14 protein-coding genes are annotated in these 16,011 nt (G+C 42.4%); 9 read left to right on the top strand and 5 right to left on the bottom strand.

What is annotated here, in order from left to right; all coding sequences use genetic code 11:
* The first annotated feature begins 93 nt into the window (after positions 1–93).
* Positions 94–1,398 carry a sugar ABC transporter substrate-binding protein gene (locus RMY27_RS16150; RefSeq protein WP_322664832.1) on the top strand — a complete coding sequence of 435 codons (1,305 nt, stop codon included), beginning with the start codon at positions 94–96 and terminating at the stop codon, positions 1,396–1,398.
* A gap of 149 nt (positions 1,399–1,547) precedes the next feature.
* Complete coding sequence (locus RMY27_RS16145) at positions 1,548–2,558, top strand: hypothetical protein (RefSeq protein WP_322664830.1); 1,011 nt, start codon at positions 1,548–1,550, stop codon at positions 2,556–2,558.
* Between the two features lie 447 nt (positions 2,559–3,005).
* Here RMY27_RS16145 and RMY27_RS16140 read toward each other — a convergent pair whose 3' ends face one another.
* The 3 genes from RMY27_RS16140 to RMY27_RS16130 form a co-directional block, all read right to left on the bottom strand.
* Positions 3,006–4,307, bottom strand: coding sequence for a folylpolyglutamate synthase/dihydrofolate synthase family protein (locus RMY27_RS16140; protein WP_322664828.1), 1,302 nt, complete (start codon positions 4,305–4,307; stop codon positions 3,006–3,008).
* A gap of 217 nt (positions 4,308–4,524) precedes the next feature.
* Positions 4,525–4,650 carry a photosystem II protein Y gene (locus RMY27_RS16135; RefSeq protein ID WP_012411301.1) on the bottom strand — a complete coding sequence of 42 codons (126 nt, stop codon included), beginning with the start codon at positions 4,648–4,650 and terminating at the stop codon, positions 4,525–4,527.
* A gap of 221 nt (positions 4,651–4,871) precedes the next feature.
* Complete coding sequence (locus RMY27_RS16130) at positions 4,872–5,399, bottom strand: gamma carbonic anhydrase family protein (protein WP_322664827.1); 528 nt, start codon at positions 5,397–5,399, stop codon at positions 4,872–4,874.
* 239 nt (positions 5,400–5,638) lie between these two features.
* On the opposite strand from RMY27_RS16130, the gene RMY27_RS16125 reads away from it, so the two are divergent.
* The 5 genes from RMY27_RS16125 (at position 5,639) to map (ending at position 11,540) form a co-directional block, all read left to right on the top strand.
* Positions 5,639–6,151: a TIGR02652 family protein gene (locus RMY27_RS16125; RefSeq protein ID WP_322664825.1), complete on the top strand. Its 513-nt coding sequence runs from the start codon at positions 5,639–5,641 to the stop codon at positions 6,149–6,151.
* A gap of 148 nt (positions 6,152–6,299) precedes the next feature.
* On the top strand, positions 6,300–6,743 hold the full coding sequence (locus RMY27_RS16120; RefSeq protein WP_322664824.1) for a VOC family protein: 444 nt from the start codon (positions 6,300–6,302) through the stop codon (positions 6,741–6,743).
* Between the two features lie 142 nt (positions 6,744–6,885).
* The gene (locus RMY27_RS16115) at positions 6,886–9,762 is read left to right on the top strand and encodes a pitrilysin family protein (protein WP_322664823.1); all 2,877 of its coding nucleotides are present in this window, start codon (positions 6,886–6,888) and stop codon (positions 9,760–9,762) included.
* 103 nt (positions 9,763–9,865) lie between these two features.
* Entirely contained in the window at positions 9,866–10,390 is a 525-nt protein-coding gene (locus RMY27_RS16110) for a plastocyanin/azurin family copper-binding protein (protein WP_322664821.1), read from the top strand.
* A 322-nt stretch (positions 10,391–10,712) separates the two neighbouring features.
* Positions 10,713–11,540 carry a type I methionyl aminopeptidase gene (gene map, locus RMY27_RS16105; RefSeq protein WP_322664819.1) on the top strand — a complete coding sequence of 276 codons (828 nt, stop codon included), beginning with the start codon at positions 10,713–10,715 and terminating at the stop codon, positions 11,538–11,540.
* 138 nt (positions 11,541–11,678) lie between these two features.
* Here map and RMY27_RS16100 read toward each other — a convergent pair whose 3' ends face one another.
* Entirely contained in the window at positions 11,679–13,142 is a 1,464-nt protein-coding gene (locus RMY27_RS16100) for a hypothetical protein (RefSeq protein ID WP_322664817.1), read from the bottom strand.
* Positions 13,143–13,350: 208 nt separating this feature from the next.
* On the opposite strand from RMY27_RS16100, the gene RMY27_RS16095 reads away from it, so the two are divergent.
* Together RMY27_RS16095 and RMY27_RS16090 are read left to right on the top strand one after the other, a co-directional pair.
* Complete coding sequence (locus RMY27_RS16095) at positions 13,351–14,754, top strand: amidase (protein WP_322664815.1); 1,404 nt, start codon at positions 13,351–13,353, stop codon at positions 14,752–14,754.
* 2 nt (positions 14,755–14,756) lie between these two features.
* On the top strand, positions 14,757–15,455 hold the full coding sequence (locus RMY27_RS16090; RefSeq protein ID WP_322664869.1) for a Crp/Fnr family transcriptional regulator: 699 nt from the start codon (positions 14,757–14,759) through the stop codon (positions 15,453–15,455).
* Between the two features lie 44 nt (positions 15,456–15,499).
* Here RMY27_RS16090 and RMY27_RS16085 read toward each other — a convergent pair whose 3' ends face one another.
* A complete protein-coding gene (locus RMY27_RS16085) occupies positions 15,500–15,991 on the bottom strand; it encodes a hypothetical protein (protein WP_322664867.1) in 492 nt (163 codons plus the stop codon).
* Positions 15,992–16,011 lie beyond the last annotated feature (20 nt).

The following is a 16,011-nucleotide window of genomic DNA, read 5'->3' as shown; positions in this document are numbered from 1 at the left end:
ATATTACGTCTTTACGGGTAATTTATTTAGCCTATAATCTCAACAATTCTGTCTAAGCTTTTCACACTGATCAAGCGTAAAAATACTGGGAAAATGATTCAATTGCGAAAATTTAAACAACTTGTTGCTTTGGTAGTGCTTGGCTTATTAACCAGTTGGATTGTAAGTTGCAGCACAGGTAATGTTAATACAAGTACAAAACAAGCTACTTCAGGAGTGGGAACTGTTGAGTTTTGGACAATGCAACTCCAACCTCAATTTACCGACTACTTCAAAAGCCTAATTGCGAATTTTGAATCGCAAAATCCAGGTATAAAGATTAACTGGGTTGATGTACCTTGGGCGGCAATGGAGAACAAAATATTAACAGCTGTCTCCGCAAAAACGCCACCTGATGTAGTCAACTTAAATCCGGGTTTTGCTTCTCAACTTGCCGGACGAAATGCCTGGTTAAATTTAGATGCGAAAGTCCCAAATGATGTACGTTCCTCCTATCTGCCGAATATCTGGAAAGCAAGCACGCTTAATGGTAAGAGTTTTGGGATTCCCTGGTATCTCACCACACGGTTAACCATTTATAACACTGATTTATTAAAACAGGCAGGTATCAATAAAGTCCCTGCAACCTACGCAGAATTGGCACAAGCCGCGCAACAAATTAAAGACAAGACGGGTAAATATGCCTTTTTTGTGACTTTCGTACCGCAAGATTCCGGTGAAGTGCTGGAATCGTTCGTGCAAATGGGAGTCACTTTAATAGATGCTGAGGGGAAAGCGGCGTTTAATTCGGCACAAGGAAAAGCCACGTTTCAGTATTGGGTAGACTTGTATAAAAAAGGTTTGCTTCCTAAAGAGGCTTTAACCCAAGGACATCGCCATGCGATCGATTTATACCAATCTGGAGAGACTGCGTTTCTAGCTTCTGGGCCAGAGTTCTTGAAAACGATCGCTAATAATGCCCCAAAAATTGCTCAAGCTTCAGAAATAGCGCCTCAACTCACTGGTGACACAGGTAAGAAAAATGTTGCGGTAATGAACATAGTTATTCCCCGCGATAGCAAACAACCAGATGGCGCTGTGAAATTTGCTTTATTTGTCACCAATGACGAAAATCAGTTAGCCTTTGCTAAAGCTGCAAATGTTCTACCTTCTACAATCAAAGCATTATCTGATACTTACTTTAAAGATGTTCCAGCTAATGCTTCAACAGTAGAAAAGGCGCGGGTTATCACTGCCCAACAACTGCAACAGGCAGAAATATTAACTCCTACTTTGAAGGATTCCAACAAACTGCAAAAGGCTGTTTACGAAAACTTGCAAGCAGCAATGTTAGGCGAGAAAACTGTAGATAAAGCCGTAGAAGATGCGGCGCAGGAGTGGAACAGTACTAGGAGTTAGGAGACAAACGAAAAATAGCTAAATATAGTATCTGTAGGGTGTGTTATCGCATAGCGTAACGCACCAAAGCCTTTGGACGGTGCGTTATGCCTTTGGCTAACGCACCCTACGTATATTTCTGGTGTAAAAAATAGAGGGCGGTATAAGCTATGGGACAAAGAGCAAATCTGATTCTTGTCGAAAGCGGTAAGTACCAGTTGTTCTACAACCATTGGTGCGCTAATACAATATATCGCGATTTGTTTTGGGGCGTGGAACACGCCGTCGAGTTTATTCGAGCGCAGGAGGAAGTTGACGAATCGGGTTGGCTTGACGAGGTGTGGGCGGAAGGCGGCGCGGTGGTCGATCTTGACAAGCGAGTTTTTCTGATTTTTGCAGGAGAGGACATTGCCTGTGACGTTCAATTGCGCCGAATGTATCTCGACGTTTTGCGCTCTGTCTGGCAGGGGTGGCAAGTGCGATGGGCTTACGAGGGAATTGCCGACATGGCGGACTACGTTGGCTTCCCGCGCGAAAATGTTTTAGTTGAAGTAGAAAGCGAAGACGTTTTGCGATTCGAGGTGTTGCAACAGCAACACCTCGGCTGGATGGACACGGTGGCAAGCATTGTTACCGAAGACAAGGCGGTAAAGTTGTTTATGCTTTGCGACTATACGGAAGACTATCTCTACTATGGAAGTCCGTTGCTTGCGGCGATTCGTGAATATCAAGGCTTAGACGATATAATAATTGCCGACGGCGACCCATTTCCCCGCGGCGGGTTTCATCTTGATGTCATGGCAAGAACGCTCGAGTTTTGGGTAGCGCCAAGCATACCCGACATTGAAAACCGCGTGCGGCGAAAGTGGCAAGGTTGGAGCGTGCAGTCACATCGCGACCGATTCGAGTTTCAGGCGGAGCGAACAAGCGGGCGACTGCGGTTTCCCACCGGATTTGAACGCGACTTGAAAACGGAAATCGAAATGATGCTGTTGGGCGAGATGGCAATAAGCGAAACTGAATTGATTTTACAAATGGTTCAAGCTCGCTTAGAGGAAGGGCAAAAGGTCAAGGTAAACCCGTGGATAATGGCGGACGTTCGCCTTGACGTGGATTTAATGCAGCGGCAAGAGATTTTGAACCGGGCGTTCGAGGCGTTGTCGCAGAAACAAAAGAACTAATGACTGGACTTTAGAGAGTCATTTTGTGCCTCAACAGCGATGCCTGCATACTCATCCTCAGCAGGCAGTAAAACTACCCGCAGCTTCATTCCAAGAGTGAGGATTTTTCTTCTATTGGGACTTAAATTACTTGTGTAAATGATGATACACCAACACCTGCCTTAAGCCGCTTCTCTACATTCGCGTAGCGTGTCGCAGACAGACGCAAACGCGAGTGCGTCTACATGAATTGCCGCTACAGCTTGTAGTTTTGCCTAAATCCTGTAGGCGCATCTTCAAAAATAAATGGTATTAGTATCTCAACTTTGAACCTTTCCAACAAATACCTTACATATATAAGAAAGGCTTAAGTAATTGCAGGAAATGTATAATCCTTTACTGCAATTACTTTAACCTTTGTAACAAATACTCTTACATATATAAGAAAGATTTAAGCAATTGCAACAATCATTGTAGTGAACTTATAGATATAGCTGTTGCTAAAAAATCGCCTACTAAATAAAGGGAACCACACACAATTATTAAATCGTTTGTGGTGGTGGTTGAGGTTGCGGCTTCTAGTGCTGTGAATAAATCTGGATGGATTTGGCGATCGCTTAATTCGGGACAGAGGCTGTAAGCTAGGTTTGATAAGTAGTCTAGGTCAGCAGAAGTTCTACCGGCCCAAGGTTCTACTGGTATTGGCACTAAATAAAGGCGATCGCCTGGTCGCAGTAATGCGGTAAAAATATCACTATGATCCTTATCGGCAAACATTCCCATAACCCAATTTGCGGGTTTGGGGTTAACTGCGTTTAAGCTATCAACATACTGGCGGAGAACTTGGGCGGCGGCGGTATTATGAGCGCCATCAAGTAATAGTTTATGGTTTTTCCAAGTAGTCCATTGCATCCGCCCTGGCCATTTAGTTTTGGCCATGCCGTTAATTATGGCTTCTTCTGAAATCTGCCAACCCTGTTGTTGAAGAATTTCTAAAGCTGCTAAAGCCAAAGCTGAATTAGTTAACTGAATTTGTCCCGCTAACGGCAATGGATATTTAATTAATTTTGAATTTTGAATTGTTTCATACTCTGCCCATCCTGTAGCGATTTCACGGGCAGGTTGAGGCGTAAAAATTGGGCATTGTAATTCTAAGGCACGCGATCGTACCACTTTCTCTGCCTCTGGTGGTAATGGTCCAACCACAACGGGACATCCAGGTTTAAGAATACCTGCTTTTTCTCTAGCAATGTCAGCGACGGTAGGGCCAAGTTGTTGCCAGTGTTCCCGGCTAATGGAAGTAATGAGTGTAACTAAAGGTTCTAAGCAGACATTGGTAGCATCTAACCGCCCTCCCAGTCCGACTTCTACTACAGCCACATCAATTCGCTGCTGGGCAAAATATAACCAAGCAGCCGCCGTAATTACTTCAAACTGGGTTGCCGATTCGTCACCAGCACGAATAACCACTTGGACTTTTTCTAATAATTGGCTTAATTCCTCTGAGGAAATTGGCTGTTCATTCAGACAAATACGTTCCGTCCAATCAACTAAATGGGGGGAAATGTAGCGTCCTGTACGATAACCAGCCTCAGTGAGTACCGAGGAAAGATAGGCACACACTGAACCTTTGCCATTAGTGCCAGCAACATGAATTACCGGAACTTGGTGATGAGGATTGCCGAGATTTGTCAATAGATTGACAATGCGATCGAGTCCCAGATGGACACCAAAGCGTTGCAGGGGTTGTATTACAGAATCGATATCCAAGGAATGGGAGCGGGGAGTGGGGAGTGGGGAGTGGAAAGCAGGGGAGCAGGGGAGCAGGGGAGCAGGGGAGAAGTTGCAGTCTTTTGCCTCTGCTCCCTGCTCGCTACCTCTGTGGCTCCTGTTACCCAATTCCCAATGGCATTAATCGATATGAATGAAACCGACTGTCTCCATAGACAGAAACAGCCGATTGAAGAGTGATGATATTAAGCCTAAATTAGGCTTCCCGATCCAAAAAGCCTTGAATTTGTCTTAAAGCCGCAGCGCCAATATTAAACACTGCCCAGCTAGCGGCAATAACAACTGGTGCTAAAACGATCGCTATACGGTAATCGATATCCATATCTAGAACCCCTCTCTTAAGTAGAAATTAAAGTTTTGTCAACTGCTCTCATTTTTATTTTTAGCTGAAGTGGGCAATTTTTCCAAATACAAATGTAAAGAATGTTTAAATTATGGGGTATTGAGTATTGGGTATTGGGGATAAGAGGCAGAGTTGCAAAGGGGCAGAGGGGAAAAACTTACTACAACTTCTCTTCTCCTCTGCTCACCACTCCCCACTCTCTAAGCCTTGCCAAAACCAATATCAGTACTCTTACCAGCATGAACTAAAGCTAACTTTTGGTAACGTTTAGCGTGTTCAATCAGTTCTGCGGCTTCAACGTCTGTTACTTGGCGTAACACTTTACTTGGAATACCGACAACTAGAGACAAAGGCGGTACATTTTTAGTTACCACTGCGCCAGCACCAATAATGCTACCAGTACCTACTCGTACCCCATCTAAAATCACTGCGCCAATGCCAATCAAGCTTCCACGCTCGATGTAAGCAGAATGTACGACAGCGCGATGTCCTACGGTAACATGATCTTCTAAGATTGTTGGAAAACCAGCATCACCATGTAAAATTGCACCATCTTGAATATTGGTGCATTCGCCAATTTCAATCCGTTCTACATCTCCCCTTACCACTGCGCCATACCAAATGCTCACTCCTGTTGCTATATTTACTGAACCCATAACAACAGCATTGGATGCAATGAAGGCAGCTTGAGAAAAATCAGGAGATGTCCAGTAAGAAGCGGTAGACACGATAGAATATGAATATGGTACCCAGGAACACTGGAAAAACTCCAACCTTTGAGGCTGGTTGCACAACCAGGATATCACAGCGTCAAGCCTCTACGCTGAGGAAAACACTAGTGAATAATGTTCCTGCCGCAACACCGTGTTTATGCAGCAGTGAGCAAGTAACCCAAAGTGGTTGAGCCGAAGTGTATAATCCGACCCACTAGTGCTGGTGAAGACAAAATTATGTTTGTACGCACTTCATGATGAATCCAGGTTTGCAGTACCCGATGTTTGGGCCGGAAATACAGTGTCCCCATTGTCGCCAGACTATTCCGGCGTTGACACTAACAGATACCTATTTGTGTCCTCGTCATGGCGCGTTTGAAGCTAATCCTAAAAATGGAGAGTTAATCCATTTGCAATCGGGGCGTCATTGGCGGAGGTGGAATAATGAATGGTATAGACAACATACTCATCCTGATGGTATTCGCTTTGAAATTCACGAAGCATTAGACAAGCTCTATACCCAAGGTTTTCGAGCAACACGAGTAATTATTGCTCGACGCTATCAGGAATTGATGAGTGGCTACTTAGAACGCAGCACGCCTTGGCGTTCTGGACAACCAGAAGCTACTGCGGCGCGTTTGTACGGTTTACCCGTGGAGTTTAGCCCTGATAGCTCAGATGATGCCTGTTGGGAAGTGATTAATTTTGACTTGGAAAAAGAGCCTGGTGTCCCTGTACGCTACCCTTATTTCAGGTTGTTTGAGTAATGGTCAATAATTAGTGCTGAGTGCTGAGTTCTGAGTTCTGAGGGAGAAGAAGTTTTAATTGCACTCAATTAAAAAGTTTTTAATCCTTAGGGTTTAAGTGTAAAGTCCTACTCAACACTCGTTACTCAGCACTCAACACCACTGTCTTATGCACCACGCTTCTATTCGGACTGCGAATATTCATCGAGCGATCGCTTTCTACGAACTTCTAGGGTTTACAATCTCAGAACGCTTTACCACAGGCTACACCTTAGCTTGCTGGATGGAAGGATTGGGCGGCAGAATTGAACTGATCCAAATTCCCGAACCAAAACCAGCCCCAGACGCGTTTGCTGACGAACATTATGTAGGGTATTATCATCTCTCGTTCGATTTAACTGAGATGACACCAGATTTACCTAGTTGGTTGACAAATTTACAAGAACGTGTACTCTTAGCGACTGAGAGTCAAACCGAAGGATTACAACCGTTGAAGGTGCTTTTAGAACCAACACAACAGCAAATAGGCGATCGCATTTACGAAGTGGCTTTCATTGCCGATACCGATGGCTTACCTCTGGAATTCATTCGGGTTTTAGCAAAACTCCCGTAATTTAGCTTTTTTATGACCTTTGTTGTTAATATATTGTTTTTCTGTATTGTTACTGAAGTCACAGATTTTTTTGCCAGATTAAAGTGTAGTCACTCATGAAAATAATTATGTAACTTAATTTACAGATAAATCTGCTAAATACATGTATGGATTTTCCAAATTTTATTCTAAGTTTTATAAATATCCCTTGCCGTTATTACTTTTAAGTTTATGGCTAGTAGCTGTTTTTTTGTTGAGCGATCGACCTGCTCATAGCCAACATACAGCCACATCTAATAAAGAAAAATATCAGTCAAGCTTGTTAGCAAAAAGAATAATGCCCTCAACACTGACAGAAAATGTCCGTAAGACAGTGCTGGAGAATGGTCTAACTGTCCTCACAAAGGAAGTGCATACTGCGCCAGTGGTGACGGTGCAGGCTTGGTATAAAGTCGGATCACGCAACGAAGAACCGGGCGTGAATGGCATTGCCCACCAATTGGAACACATGATGTTTAAAGGTACAAAAAATCGTCCGATTCAATTTGGACGTTTGTTTAGTGCTTTAGGTAGTGATTCCAATGCTTTCACCAGCTATGACCAAACTGCATATTACGGTACTGTGGAACGAAACAAGCTGAAAGCGCTCTTGGTGTTGGAAGCAGACAGAATGCGAAATTCCCAGATTGAGCCGGAGCAATTAGCCAGTGAAAAGCGGGTAGTAATTTCCGAGTTGCAGGGTTACGAAAATAGTCCAGAATATCGCCTCAATCGCGCTGTCATGAAAGCGGTGTTTCCCAATCATGCTTATGGGTTGCCAGTAGGTGGCACTAAAGCTGATGTCGAAAAGTTTGAAGTTGAGCAGGTAGAAAAATATTACCGCAATTTTTACAGTCCTGATAATGCTGTCTTAGTGATTGTTGGAGATTTTCAAACAGCAAATACTCTCGAAACAATTAAAGAAGTATTTGGCAAATTACCCAGGCAGGAGGCAGGAGTTATTTCTCCCTCATCTCTATCACTCAACACTCAGCACTCAACACTCAACACTCAACACTCAACACTCAGCACTCAGCACTCAGCATTCAACACTCCCATCGTATTGCGAGAACCGGGAGCAGGGCGACTGTTACAAGTTGTGTATCCGCTACCTGATGCAAATCAACCAGATGTCCCGGCGCTGGATGTGATGGATTACATCTTGACAGAGGGACGGAATTCTAGACTTTATCAGGCATTGGTGGAATCAGGTTTAGCGAGTGAAGTTACAGCATCCGTCACCAGTTTACGAGAATCTGGCTGGTATGAGTTGTTGGTAACGGCTGGAGCTAAACAAGATTTGAAAAAAATTGACTCAATGTTGAGTAGTGCGATCGCCAATGTAGCAGAAAAAGGTGTGACATCTGAGGAAGTAGAACGAGCCAAAACTCAATTAGCAGCAGATGTAATTTTGAGTAACCGTGATATCACCTCTCAAGCAATGCGATTGGGTACTGATGAGACAACTGTTGGTGATTATCGCTACACAGATCGCTATTTGGCAGCTGTTCGTTTGGTGAAGCCGACGGATGTCGTTGCTGTGATTAACAAATACCTGACAAAAGAAGCGCGGACAGTTGGGTTTTTTGAACCAACCCAGAAGCGGATAACAGAAGTTGCTGACAAACCACACTCAGCCCAAACTACAGAAAATTTCTCTCCTGGCGCACCTGTGCTTTTTTCTGAGGTGATGAAATACTTACCACCTGTGGATTTGGCTACAGATGCGATTGCCCAAGTCTTACCGCAGGAATTTAAATTGACTAACGGATTGCGGATATTGCTGTTACCAGATCGGAGTACTCCCACCGTTACCTTGAGCGGTTATATTCAAGCTGGGACAGAATTTGATCCAGAGAAGAAAGCTGGATTGGCTGCTTTTGTGGCAGATAATTTGCTAAATGGCACTAAGAGCAAGGATGTTTTAACTATTGCTAAAGTTTTAGGAGAACGAGGGGCAAGTCTAGACTTTCAAACCTACCGCGAAGGTGTGCATATCGAAGGTGATAGTTTAGCAGATGATTTGCCGATACTCCTGGAGATATTGGCAGATGTTGTGAAAAATAGTACCTTTCCAGCCAAAGAGTTAGAACTGCATCGCCAGCAAACTTTAACTGATTTGCAACAGGAATTAGATGAGCCATCAGAAGTAGCCAGAAGAGTATTTGTTCAGTCAATTTATCCGAAAAAACACCCCTTACATACCTTCCCCACAGAGGAGAGTTTACAGCAGATTCAGCGCCAGGATGTGATTGATTTCAAAACTAAACATTATCGCCCAGATACAACAGTGCTAGCGCTGGTGGGAGATTTCGATCTAGACAAAGTGCGATCGCTGATTAAAAATAAGTTTGGAGACTGGGAAGTTAGCGGTCAAGCACCGACATTAAAATATCCTCCGGTGGCAATGCCACAGAAAATCGTCAGTGTCAACCCAGTTTTACCAGATAAAGCCCAAGCTGTAACTTATATGGGTTACACAGGCATTAACCGTTACGATCCTCGATTTCATTCAGCCTTAGTATTAAACCAGATATTGGGAGGCGATACCCTATCTAGTAGACTAGGTGCAGAAGTGCGCGATCGCCAAGGTTTGAGCTATGGAATTTATAGCTCCTTCCAAGCTCTTAAGAATGTAGGGACATTTTTGATCGAGATGCAGACTAGTCCTGAAGATAGCAGTAAAGCGATCGCTAGTACCCGCCAAATGCTACAGCAAATCCATCAACAAGGTGTCACAGCACTAGAAGTAGAAACAGCTAAACGCACCCTCATCAGCAGCTACAACGTTTCCCTGGCAAACCCAGAGGAATTAACAGATAGAATTCTGATGAATGAGGTGTACGGACTAGATAAAGTAGAATTGCACTCCTTCACTGATAAAATCCAGAAAGTCACCCTTACTCAAGTTAATCAAGCGGCTCGTGAGTTACTCCACCCAGATCAAATCGTAGTCGTTACTGCTGGGCCATCTGTGTTAGCAGAGAAAAGTATTAGATAGAGATAGGCACTGGGCATGGATAATATAAAGAATAGGTAAAGTGGTTTTCCCCGCTACCTATTAATTGTTATTGCTCATTAGCATTGCCTTTTGAGAATTAGTGATGAAAATTTATAACTATTTTTACGAAATTGTAATTAAATCCCTTAGTTTTACACTTCCTACTTGGGTACAAATATTACGGCGTAACTACGTAATATTAACGTTACTTCTAGCTCTAAATTTCATCGCTGCTACTCCAGCAATGGCGGCGAATAAGTCTTTTGATTTGCTCAAGCAACCAGCTACAGAAATTACAGTTAGCTTGGGTAATGCGGCTAACGAACTCAAATTTGAGCCAAATCATTTGGAATTTGAGGTTGGCAAACGCTATCAACTCCGGCTTACTAATCCTAGCCAACTGAAGCACTATTTTACTGCTAAAGATTTTGCCGATGGCATCTGGACACAAAAAGTTGAAGCAGGCAAAGTAGAGATCAAAGGAGCCATTCACGAACTGGAACTTAAGCCCGGTGCTGAAGCCGAATGGGTATTTGTGCCCTTGAAATCTGGTACTTATGGCTTACGTTGTACAATACCAGGACATACAGAAGCAGGTATGATTGGAGAAATTGCCATCAATAATTAAAAATTAAAGATAATTGAGTTAAATTCTCTGCGTAGCTCTGCGCTTACCTTTGCGCCCTTCTGCGTTTAAATTTCAACCCTCATTTTAAACAAAACTGTACTAACTCTCATAGTGCGTTCTGAAAAATAGCTTAGGGCGTTTTTGATTCAAGTCCAACACATAAGGAGTATGCCAATATGTTATTCTATATACATTAGCGTCAAAAATAGAAGAATCCCTATCAGGGATTAAAATAACTTAAATTATAGATATTATTTCTCAATTAATCTAGAGAAAGCATTGATACTTCAGCGTCACAGCCACCAGTAATTATTAATTTCCCATGAACATTTTCAGTAACTTACTTTCTCAAGCGACTCAACCTGCACCTGCGAAAAAACAGCGCCGAGGAATTGAAATTAAATCGCCGCGTGAAATTGAAATCATGCGGCAATCATCGGCAATTGTCGCAACTGTCCTAAAAGAAATTTCCGAGCTAGTAAAGCCAGGAATGACAACAGCTGATTTGGATGCTTATGCAGAAAAGCGCATCCGCGAAATGGGTGCAACACCGAGTTTTAAAGGATATCACGGTTTTCCAGGTTCTATTTGCTCCAGTATTAATAATGAAGCAGTACATGGCATTCCTAGCCCCAAGAAAGTGATTCGCGTCGGGGATGTATTAAAAGTAGATACGGGTGCTTATTACCAAGGCTTTCATGGTGATTCTTGCATTTCAATTGCTGTCGGTGAAGTGACAGAAGAAGCGGCTAAATTAATTCGTGTAGCAGAAGAAGCTTTATATAAAGGCATTGAGCAAGTAAAGGCTGGTGTATACCTGCTTGACTTAGCTGGAGCAATTGAAGATCATGTGAAATCTAACGGCTTTAGTATAGTTGAAGAGTTTACTGGACACGGTGTCGGTCGTAACCTGCATGAAGAACCTTCAGTATTCAACTACCGTACTCGTGAGATGCCAAATGTTAAACTTCGAGCGGGGATGACGCTGGCAATTGAGCCAATTTTAAACGCAGGTTCTAGACACACGCGGACATTATCTGACCGTTGGACAGCAGTCACTATGGATAATTCTTTGTCTGCTCAGTTTGAGCATACAGTTTTGGTGACAGAGACTGGTTATGAGATTTTAACTGACCGTTCTAAGCTGTAATTGTCAGTTGTAATTATCTGTTGTTGAGAGAGGTAAAGCGTTGAAAGAGGGCGATTTACCTCTTTACTTTTTTAACGCAATTTGTAAAATATTCAATACCTACTATATAGTAATCCTATCTAATTTTTCACAAATGATTTAGGAATGCTGACTAGTCACCGCATAATTAGTTTTATAAATAGAAAGCATCTCTTTAGCTTGGACAGAGACAGACGTACTCTCTGGAATAGCTTCTAACAAATTAATTGCTTGCTGCCATTTATCTTGTGCTTGCTTTCGACTTAGTTGTGAATGAGGTGAATTTTGAACAAATAAATTAGCTTCTGTTGCTAGCTTGTGAGCTAATTCTAAGTTTCCTAAAGCTTTCTTTTCAATTATGACTCTTTGGCTGATAGATTTATAGTTAATTTGATAGTAAGCTAATTTCTTCTTTGCCCGGTCATATAGTGATGTTTTAGCAGGAATTTTATCTAACAAAATTATTGCCTGATACCATTTAGTTTCTGCTTGTTGCCAAACCTTTAGAGGATGCGGTGGCTTTTGAACCAGAGAAGCAGCTTCCATGCCAAGTTTTTGAGCAGATTTAAAGTTGGCGATCGCTCTGCCATCGTCTACGACGAACGCATTTGTTTCTTGAGTTAAACTTAGATTTTGCTCTCTAATTTTCAAACCAGCAAAAGTTAAGATTAATAAACTTGAAGCGATAATCAAAGCTGAACGTATTATTTTTGGTGTTGAAAACTTTGGTACTATTCCTACTTCCTGGCTACTACTTTCCTGTTCAATCTTTTCCAGGGCTTGTTCTCCCTGTTGAGTTAAAGTATTAGCCTGAATAATTAAAGCAGCAATTTGCTCTTGGAAATAATCACAATCATTGAGAATGTCTGTCAGTTCTTGAAATTTTCTCTCACTCGATATGATTAATTCGTGGTCATCGTCTAACCACTCTAAAGCGAAACCAGATTTACCATAAAAAGCGGAGACACCTAATAAAATATTTAATAGATTGCGACTATTTTTAATAGTATCAAAAATATAATTTAGTTTTTGCTGTAATTGTAATAGTTGTTTTTGAGAATCGCTATTTTTTTCAATTTGATGTTTTAAAATATTAGAGTTAGCCAAGGATAAGTTAATTTGTAAGCTGTCATTCAAGGTTTGAAATTCATTGGATATACTTAAATTAATAATATTAGAATTTAGTTGATTTACTAATTGAATATCACTAAGAATATCAGCGGCTATTGCTTGCAAAAAATAACCCCATTCAATCCAATCATCAAGTTTTGATTGTAAATCAGTTAATAAAATTTTAGTTTCTGAGTTTCCAAACTTTTCTGCGATCGCTGGATCGACTAATCCCAGATTAGGTATAAATAAAGTAGCTGCTGCGCTCAATCTAGGAAGTGTAGCAATCGCAGAATTATTGATATGCTCAAATCTCAATTCCTGAGCAATTAATTTTTTAATATTCCGTAGCTGTTCCTGAGCATTATTGATTAGGATAATTTGTTCCATGATTTGGTTAGAATCGCCCAGAGTCAGTTTTAAACTCTGAATTAGTGTTGGCAATTCACTAACAAGTATTTCTAGGTTAGCCATAAATACCCCTTGGGGATTTGTCGAAAGTTTATGCGGAACAATTAAAATGGCTTGAGTAAGAATACAACCACGCCTATTGCATCTGAGCATCCTAAACAAGTCACAAATCTTAGGAGCTATAAAATGTATAGTTCCCGGAAATCCTGCTAAAGTAACAATTTCAGTTTAAAAATCCCAGAGAAAGAGAAAATTACCCATTCACTAACCTATGAATGAAGTTGATTTAGCATTTACCCCAGCATTAGAGTTGGCGCAATTAATTCGTCGCCGGGAAATATCACCGTTAGAGTTGGTAGAAATATATTTAGAACGGATTGGGCAATTAAATCCCCAATTAGGAAGTTATTTTACAGTGACGGCAGAATTAGCGATCGCAGATGCCAAAGCCAAAACAGAATTATTGACAACTACCTCAGAACTACCGCCATTTTTTGGCGTGCCGATTTCCATTAAAGACCTCAATGCTGTAGCAGGTGTTACCTGTACTTATGGAAATCCGGCATTACTGAACAATATCTCTAACTATGATGATGGGGTTGTAACGCGGATTAAGCAAGCTGGATTTACTATTCTCGGTAAAACAGCTACTTCCGAATTAGGTTCTTTTCCCTACAGTGAGCCTATGGGTTTTCCCCCAGCGAGAAATCCGTGGAATTTAGAATACACCCCTGGCGGTTCCAGTGGTGGCGCAGCGGCGGCGGTAGCAGCGGGACTGTGTGCGATCGCTCAAGGTTCTGATGGCGGTGGTTCAATTCGGGGGCCTGCGGCTTGTTGTGGTTTGGTGGGGCTTAAACCATCCAGAGGCAGAGTGAGTAAAGCACCCGTAGGCGAACGCCTCGCTGGAATTGCCGTCAACGGGCCAATCGCCCGGACTGTTGCCGATGCTGCTGCCGTTTTGGATGCCATGTCTGGTTACATGACAGGCGATCCTTACTGGTTGCCAGATCCCGAACCATCATTTCTCGCCGCAACTGGGACAAAACTTGGTGCTTTGCGAATTGCCTTTGACACTAGTATTTCTCCTTTGGGAGAAGCTGACGCCAACTGTCAGCAAGGTGTCCGCCAAACAGTCCAGTTATTAGAACAACTTGGCCACCACGTTGAACAAAAATCCCCAGATTTTAGCGGTTTAGTTGAACCATTTCAAATCGTTTGGCAAGCTGGAGTAGCCGCATCGGGACTTCCTGCTGAAGCTTTGCAGCCATTGAATCGCTGGCTATTTGCACGCACAGGTTCTGTTGGAGAATACCTGCAAGCAGTTTCCCAAATGCAGGTAGTGGCACGTCAAATTGTGGCATTTTTCGATACCGTGGATGTGCTGATATTGCCAGTTTATCTACATTCACCTATCCACGTTGGGGAATGGGCTTCGCTCAGTCCAGAAGAGACATTCCAAAATATTATTGAGTGGGTTGCCCCTTGTCCGCCTGCGAATGCAACTGGACAACCTGCGATCGCCATTCCTGTCGGCTTTGATAGTAAGGGTTTACCCATCAGTGTCCAGCTAATTGGTAAACCTGCCGCTGAAGCCACAATCATCAGCCTAGCAGCACAATTAGAAGCGGCTAACCCTTGGATTCATCATCGTCCAGCCTTGGCAATATCGGGCTAATCATGCAGGCATCTCTGGAACAACTTTCGCAAATTATTGTGTTTGCGGGTTTAAAAACGGCAGAGAAGATCGGTTTGCAACCTTACACCCAGGTGCAGCACCATCGTAAAGGAGAAATTATTCTCCATGAAGGCGATCGCTTACCAGCAAAGCTCTACGCTGTTGTCAGTGGATCAATTCAAGTTACCAAAACAGCAACAACGGGGAAAGAAACAATTCTCCGTGCCTTAGCTGCTGGGGAAATTTTTGCGGCTCCTGCTTTGTTAGGAAATGGAATTTCTCCAGCAACTGTCACTGCTGAATCTGATTGTGAAATCCTCACTGTAGAGCGAGATGCTTTATTAAAAGCTATTGGCGAAAATCCTGAAATTGCCTTACGAATGCTGATGGTTTTTAACAGTCGGATTCAGCAATTACATGAAACAGTCCACGGATTAGTTTCTGAGAGAGCTATTGTTCGCCTTGCGAGATTGATTCAATATTTTGCTGCTGAATCTGGAACTGAATCTAGTCCACAAGGCGAGTGCTTAAAAGTCAAATTATCTTATTATCGGATGGCTCGAAGTAGCGGCATTACTTACGAAGAATGCGTGCGATTAATTAAAAGTCTCAAGTCAGTAATTGTCTATCATCGTGGTGGAACAATTACTATAGTTGATACTGAGAAATTAGATGCGATCGCATCTGGAGATATAGATTAGTCAGGGCGCACAGATGTACGCCCCTACACGTGGGGGACAGCAATTCAGACTGCTACAGCGACTCTATCTTGTTCGCGTGCAGCAACAACTAAAACTAGACATAGAGCTGCGATCGCTTTTTGCCATTCCTGCTGAACTTGCGCGTCTTCGACACCTTCAAACATTCCTATCAAGCGGGGAATAGAAGCTTCTAAAGCCGGACGAGGTACTGGACGGTGCAACTCAACCAAATGAGTTAGACTTTCTTGATTATGAAGAAAACCAATTACCCATGTTGTTGTGTGATCAGGACTATCAGGAACCCGCTTAACTCCCAACTCATTTTTTAGCCAGTTGTAAAAAGGTGGTAATTCCTTAGCTAAAACTCCTCCTGCTGTGGGTAAAGTTTCCTTAAGTAAACTGGTATCTAAGCTGTTTAATTCTTGTTGTAATCCAGGCGAATTTAGAACTTTAGTTAGAGGTTGTGATAGTATTTCTTCCAACTGAGCTTCAGAGAAATTTAAATTTTGAGCAAAAGTTAAAATTAGCGATCGCATTTTTTTAGACTCCATAATTA

The sequence above is a fragment of the Nostoc sp. DedQUE09 genome (assembly GCF_034530915.1).
Classification (GTDB): Bacteria; Cyanobacteriota; Cyanobacteriia; order Cyanobacteriales; family Nostocaceae; genus Nostoc.
The sequence above is the reverse complement of the archived record's forward strand: the minus strand, read 5'-3'. Positions and strand labels throughout refer to the sequence as shown.

What these genes read in the sequence shown, in the direction of transcription:
- RMY27_RS16100 (WP_322664817.1), bottom strand. Translation starts at nt 13,142, where the DNA reads ATGGCTAACCTAGAAATACTTGTTAGTGAATTGCCAACACTAATTCAG.
- map (WP_322664819.1), top strand. Translation starts at nt 10,713, where the DNA reads ATGAACATTTTCAGTAACTTACTTTCTCAAGCGACTCAACCTGCACCT.
- RMY27_RS16085 (WP_322664867.1), bottom strand. Translation starts at nt 15,991, where the DNA reads ATGCGATCGCTAATTTTAACTTTTGCTCAAAATTTAAATTTCTCTGAA.
- RMY27_RS16090 (WP_322664869.1), top strand. Translation starts at nt 14,757, where the DNA reads ATGCAGGCATCTCTGGAACAACTTTCGCAAATTATTGTGTTTGCGGGT.
- RMY27_RS16125 (WP_322664825.1), top strand. Translation starts at nt 5,639, where the DNA reads ATGATGAATCCAGGTTTGCAGTACCCGATGTTTGGGCCGGAAATACAG.
- RMY27_RS16135 (WP_012411301.1), bottom strand. Translation starts at nt 4,650, where the DNA reads ATGGATATCGATTACCGTATAGCGATCGTTTTAGCACCAGTTGTTATT.
- RMY27_RS16150 (WP_322664832.1), top strand. Translation starts at nt 94, where the DNA reads ATGATTCAATTGCGAAAATTTAAACAACTTGTTGCTTTGGTAGTGCTT.
- RMY27_RS16095 (WP_322664815.1), top strand. Translation starts at nt 13,351, where the DNA reads ATGAATGAAGTTGATTTAGCATTTACCCCAGCATTAGAGTTGGCGCAA.
- RMY27_RS16115 (WP_322664823.1), top strand. Translation starts at nt 6,886, where the DNA reads ATGTATGGATTTTCCAAATTTTATTCTAAGTTTTATAAATATCCCTTG.
- RMY27_RS16145 (WP_322664830.1), top strand. Translation starts at nt 1,548, where the DNA reads ATGGGACAAAGAGCAAATCTGATTCTTGTCGAAAGCGGTAAGTACCAG.
- RMY27_RS16120 (WP_322664824.1), top strand. Translation starts at nt 6,300, where the DNA reads ATGCACCACGCTTCTATTCGGACTGCGAATATTCATCGAGCGATCGCT.
- RMY27_RS16110 (WP_322664821.1), top strand. Translation starts at nt 9,866, where the DNA reads ATGAAAATTTATAACTATTTTTACGAAATTGTAATTAAATCCCTTAGT.